Consider the following 4,093-nt stretch of genomic DNA (forward strand, 5'->3'; position numbering starts at 1 on the left):
CGTCACAGTACCGCCTCGCCGCGCAGCACTGCCACGCAGCCGCCGCCGACGCGCGCGCGGATGCCCTCGGGCGTGCGCTGCGCCCGCGCGCGCAGCAGGCTCGGCCGACCCATCTCGACACCCTGCGTGATGTCCCACGCACCCTGTACGCCGCCATCGAGGTGCAGCAGGAAGCCGGCCAGCGGCGTCGCCGCGCTGCCGGTCGCGGCATCCTCGACCGTGCCGGTCAGCGGCGAGAACATACGCGCGCGGATCCCCGCCCCGTCGCGGCAGTAGACATACAGCGAGAGGAAGCCACGGGTCTCGGCCGGATGCGCCGCCACTGCGCGGCGGAAGGCCGCCAGGTCGGGCGTGGCGGCGGCGAGCGCCTCGGGCGTGACCTCCGTGAGCAGGCGGTCGTTGCCGCCGTCGGAAGCGAGCGTCGGTGCGTGCCGCGCGGTGACGATGCCGGCCTCCGGGATGCCGGCACAGGCGGCGGCGACCGCGGCGGGCAGCGTCGCGCCGATGCGCAGCGGCTGCGGCGCGGCCACCTCCGCACCCACCACGCGCCCCTGCTCGTCGCGTTCCAGCACCACCTCGACCAGGCCGGCCGGTTCCTCGAATCGATAGGCGCGCGGCGCGCCTTCATCCTCGCGCCCCAGCACCCAGGCGGTGCCGACATTGGGGTGGCCGGCGAAGGCCATCTCCGCGACGCGGTTGAAGATGCGCACGCGCGCGCTGTTCTGGGGGTGGGTGGGCGGCAGGACGAAGGTGGTCTCGCTGAGGTTGAACTCGGCGGCCAGCGCCTGCATCTCGGCGTCGCTCAGGCCGCGCGCATCGGGGAAGACCGCGAGCTGATTGCCGCCGAAGCGGCGGTCGGTGAAGACATCGACTGTGACGAAGCGGAAGGCGCGCATTTCTTCATGCCCTCAATCGGCGGGCGCCGGCATGCGCCGGCTTGCCCGCGCGCCACGCACTGTTGCGTCGGGGGCGACGGGCAGGATGGACGCGGTCGCGCTTTGCGCTCCCGGATCGCGGCAGGGCCGCGATCCGCGTTTGCATGTCCTCAGGCGCCGGGCGCCCGCATGCGCGGGCCTGGCTTGCGCGCCGTGCGCTGGCGCGCTGAAGGCGGCGGGCGGGTTTGGCGCGGTCGCGCTTTGCGCTCCCGGATCGCGGCAGGGCCGCGATCCGCGTTTGCATGTCCTCAGGCGCCGGGCGCCCGCATGCGCGGGCCTGGCTTGCGCGCCGTGCGCTGGTGCGCTGAAGGCGGGGGGCGGGTTTGGCGCGGTCGCGCTTTGCGCTCCCGGATCGCGGCAAGGCCGCGATCCGCCAGTGCCGGTTGCCAAGGCAGCGGCCTCCCCGCGCGGCCGCATCACGATACCTCCCGCCCCAGAGCCTGCAGGATCGCGCCCTCGAGCAGTCCCGCGCCGATGTTCACGCCCAGCGCCTCCACGAACAGGAAGAAGGCACCGAGCGAGACGAGCAGCGCGATGACCGCATCGCGCAGCGGGCTGCGGCTGCCGAAGGCGCGCGCGGTGCAGACGAACTGGATCGCCGCCGACAATGCGAAGCCGAGCGGTACGATCAGCACCAGGTTCAGCAGCATCCCGCCGCATAGCCAGGCCAGCGAGACCAGGTTGGGCGGCCCCGCCTCGGCCACCTCGGGAATGTCGGCGCTCCAGCCGCCGCGCAGCGCAGCAGCCACCAGCAGCAGGCCGAGCAGCCCGAGCGCGCCGGCGATCAGCGCCGGCACCAGCTTGGGCCCGACCACCGCATAGACCGGCGTCACCGGGATGACCCAGGTGAGCCACCCGGCCAGCGCCCCGAGCGCCACCACGCCAAGGCCGACCGCGAGGTCCGGGACCGCGCCGGGCTTCATCGCCGCGCCCTCACGCGAGGCCGAGGTCCTTGAGTACGCTCTCCATGTCGGCGCGGTCGCGCTCGAGGAACTGCTCGAAGGGCGCGCCGGTCAGGAAGGCGTCCTCCCAGCCGCGATCCTCCAGGATGCGCTTCCAGGCATCGGTCGCGTGGATCGCCGTCATCAGGTCGACCAGCGCCTGGCGCTGCGTGGGGTTGATGCCCGGCGCGCCGAACACGCCGCGCCAGTTCACCGCCACCACGTCGATGCCGCTTTCCTTCAGCGTCGGCACCGCGGGGTCGAGCCGCGTCTCGCCCGTCGTGGCCAGCGCGCGCACGCGCCCGGCCTTGATCTGCTCGGAGAATTCCGACCAGCCGGAGATGCCGGCCGTGACCTGCCCGCCCAGGATGGCGGCCTGCGCTGGGCCGCCGCCGGGGAAGGCCACGAAGGACGCCTCGCGCGCCTGGCGGCCTAGTCTTTGCAGCATGAGCCCCAGGATGATGTGGTCGGTCCCGCCCGCGCTGCCGCCCGCCACCGAGACCGCGCGCGGGTTGGCCTTCATCGCGTCCGCCAGCTGCCCGATGGTCTGGATCGGGCTGTTCGCCGGGACGATGATGACGCCGGCCTCGGAGGTCATGCGGGCGATCGGCACGGTGTTCTGCAGCGTCACCGGCGTCTTGTTGGTGAGCGTGGCGCCGACCATGACCGAGCCCGAGACCATGAGCGCATCGGCGCGCCCGCGCCGCTGGGCCAGGAAGCGCGGCAGGCCGACCGTGCCGCCCGCGCCGCCGACATTCTCGAACTGGAAGGTGCCGACAAGGCCGCCGGCGCGTGCCGCCTGCTCGATGGCGCGGCCGAGGCCGTCCCACCCTCCGCCCGGGCCGGCGGGGACGAACATGTAGATGCTGGCGAAGCGCTGCTGCGCGGCGGCGAAGCGCGGCGCGAGGCCGAGCGCGGCGGCGGCGGCAAGGAGGGTGCGGCGTTGGGTCATGGCGTTTCCGGTCGTTTCCTCGGAGATGTCGCAACTCTGCGACGGTGCCACGGCCAGGGGAAGGCCGGAAAGCGGCGCGCGCCGCCGATCCGCCGCTTGCGCCGGCGCCTCGCCAGGCGGAAGGATGTCGCGACGGATCGGGGAAGGAAGGCAGGATGGCTCGGGATGATCAGGCGCCGCGGCTCGGCCGCAGGCTGCTGGTGGTGCGGGTCGCGACACTCGGCGCGGCCGCCGCGCCGCTTGCCGGCTGCGTGGTGGCGCCGCCCGGGCCTGTCTACGCGCCGGGCCCGGTGCGTACCGGCCTCACCGACGCCGACCCGAGCGACGGTCCCGGCCAGGGCCGCGGCGGCTATCGTGCCCGCACCGGCGTGACCGATTCTGACCCGAATGACGGGCCGGGCCAGGGCCGCGGCGGGTATCGTGCCCGCACCGGGCTCACCGATGCCGATCCGAATGACGGGCCGGGCCAGGGGCGCGGCGGCGGGTATCGCCGCCAGGTCAGCGACAGCGACCCGCGCGACGCGCCGGGGCGCGGCCGCGGCTGGTGAAGCGCTTCGCAGCGCGCGTGCGCTGGCGCACGCATCATCACTTCACACCGCTTGCCGAAACAGTCGCGGCAGGTTGATGATGCGCGGCGGGGAAGGAGCATCGCCTCGATGACCGAGAAGAACGCCATGCCGGCCGCGCCGCGGGCGGATGGGCCGCAGGAGAACGAGGATCGGCGGCTCGGCCGGCGCCTTCTGGTGCTGCGCGTCGCCGCCGCGGCCGGGACCGCCGCACTGGCCGCCCCGGCGGCCCAGGCGCTGGAGCCGACGCCCGTGCAGTACCGAACCGGCCTCACCGATTCCGATCCCGGCGACGGGGCGGGCTATGGCCGCGGCGGAGGCCGGCGGGGCACCGGTCTCACCGATTCCGACCCGGGCGACGGGCCCGGCTTCGGCCGCGGCGGCTATCGTGGCCCCGCTCGCACCGGCCTGACGGATTCCGACCCGGGCGACGGCGCCGGCAATGGGCGCGGCGGCTATCGGGCGCGGCCGCAGGGCCGTGCCTACACCGGCATCAACGACGGCGACCCGGGCGACCCCTCCGGCTATGGCACCGGCTGGCGGCTGCGCCAGCAGGGCCGCGGCGTGACCGACAACGACCCGGGCGATGCCCCGGGCCGCGGCCGCGGCTGGCGCTGAGCGGCGCCCCCCGGCGCCCGGGCCATGGCGGCGGATGACGTAACGCGGCGCGCCGGGCTGTCGCGCCGGCTGATGGTCTTC

Annotated in this window: 5 protein-coding genes; 2 read left to right on the top strand and 3 right to left on the bottom strand. The window is 74.8% G+C overall.

Features of this window, described 5'->3' with window-relative positions; genetic code table 11:
* Window positions 1-2 precede the first annotated feature (2 nt).
* The 3 genes from HW578_RS23635 to HW578_RS23645 all read right to left on the bottom strand — a co-directional run bounded on the left by HW578_RS23635 (window position 3) and on the right by HW578_RS23645 (window position 2,828).
* A complete protein-coding gene (locus HW578_RS23635; RefSeq protein ID WP_198373161.1) occupies window positions 3-896 on the bottom strand; it encodes a PhzF family phenazine biosynthesis protein in 894 nt (297 codons plus the stop codon).
* Between the two features lie 455 nt (window positions 897-1,351).
* On the bottom strand, window positions 1,352-1,858 hold the full coding sequence (locus tag HW578_RS23640) for a tripartite tricarboxylate transporter TctB family protein (protein ID WP_198373162.1): 507 nt from the start codon (window positions 1,856-1,858) through the stop codon (window positions 1,352-1,354).
* Between the two features lie 10 nt (window positions 1,859-1,868).
* A complete protein-coding gene (locus tag HW578_RS23645) occupies window positions 1,869-2,828 on the bottom strand; it encodes a Bug family tripartite tricarboxylate transporter substrate binding protein (RefSeq protein WP_198373163.1) in 960 nt (319 codons plus the stop codon).
* A 155-nt stretch (window positions 2,829-2,983) separates the two neighbouring features.
* On the opposite strand from HW578_RS23645, the gene HW578_RS23650 reads away from it, so the two are divergent.
* Both HW578_RS23650 and HW578_RS23655 read left to right on the top strand, forming a co-directional pair.
* Window positions 2,984-3,376 (top strand): hypothetical protein, encoded by a 393-nt coding sequence (locus HW578_RS23650; RefSeq protein ID WP_198373164.1) that lies wholly within the window; start codon window positions 2,984-2,986, stop codon window positions 3,374-3,376.
* A 108-nt stretch (window positions 3,377-3,484) separates the two neighbouring features.
* Window positions 3,485-4,012, top strand: coding sequence for a hypothetical protein (locus HW578_RS23655; RefSeq protein WP_198373165.1), 528 nt, complete (start codon window positions 3,485-3,487; stop codon window positions 4,010-4,012).
* The last annotated feature ends 81 nt before the right edge of the window (window positions 4,013-4,093 follow it).

The organism is Roseomonas rosulenta (assembly GCF_016106005.1).
GTDB classification, from domain to species: domain Bacteria; phylum Pseudomonadota; class Alphaproteobacteria; order Acetobacterales; family Acetobacteraceae; genus Neoroseomonas; species Neoroseomonas rosulenta.

What these genes read in the sequence shown, in the direction of transcription:
- HW578_RS23635 (WP_198373161.1), bottom strand. Translation starts at nt 896, where the DNA reads ATGCGCGCCTTCCGCTTCGTCACAGTCGATGTCTTCACCGACCGCCGC.
- HW578_RS23640 (WP_198373162.1), bottom strand. Translation starts at nt 1,858, where the DNA reads ATGAAGCCCGGCGCGGTCCCGGACCTCGCGGTCGGCCTTGGCGTGGTG.
- HW578_RS23645 (WP_198373163.1), bottom strand. Translation starts at nt 2,828, where the DNA reads ATGACCCAACGCCGCACCCTCCTTGCCGCCGCCGCCGCGCTCGGCCTC.
- HW578_RS23650 (WP_198373164.1), top strand. Translation starts at nt 2,984, where the DNA reads ATGGCTCGGGATGATCAGGCGCCGCGGCTCGGCCGCAGGCTGCTGGTG.
- HW578_RS23655 (WP_198373165.1), top strand. Translation starts at nt 3,485, where the DNA reads ATGACCGAGAAGAACGCCATGCCGGCCGCGCCGCGGGCGGATGGGCCG.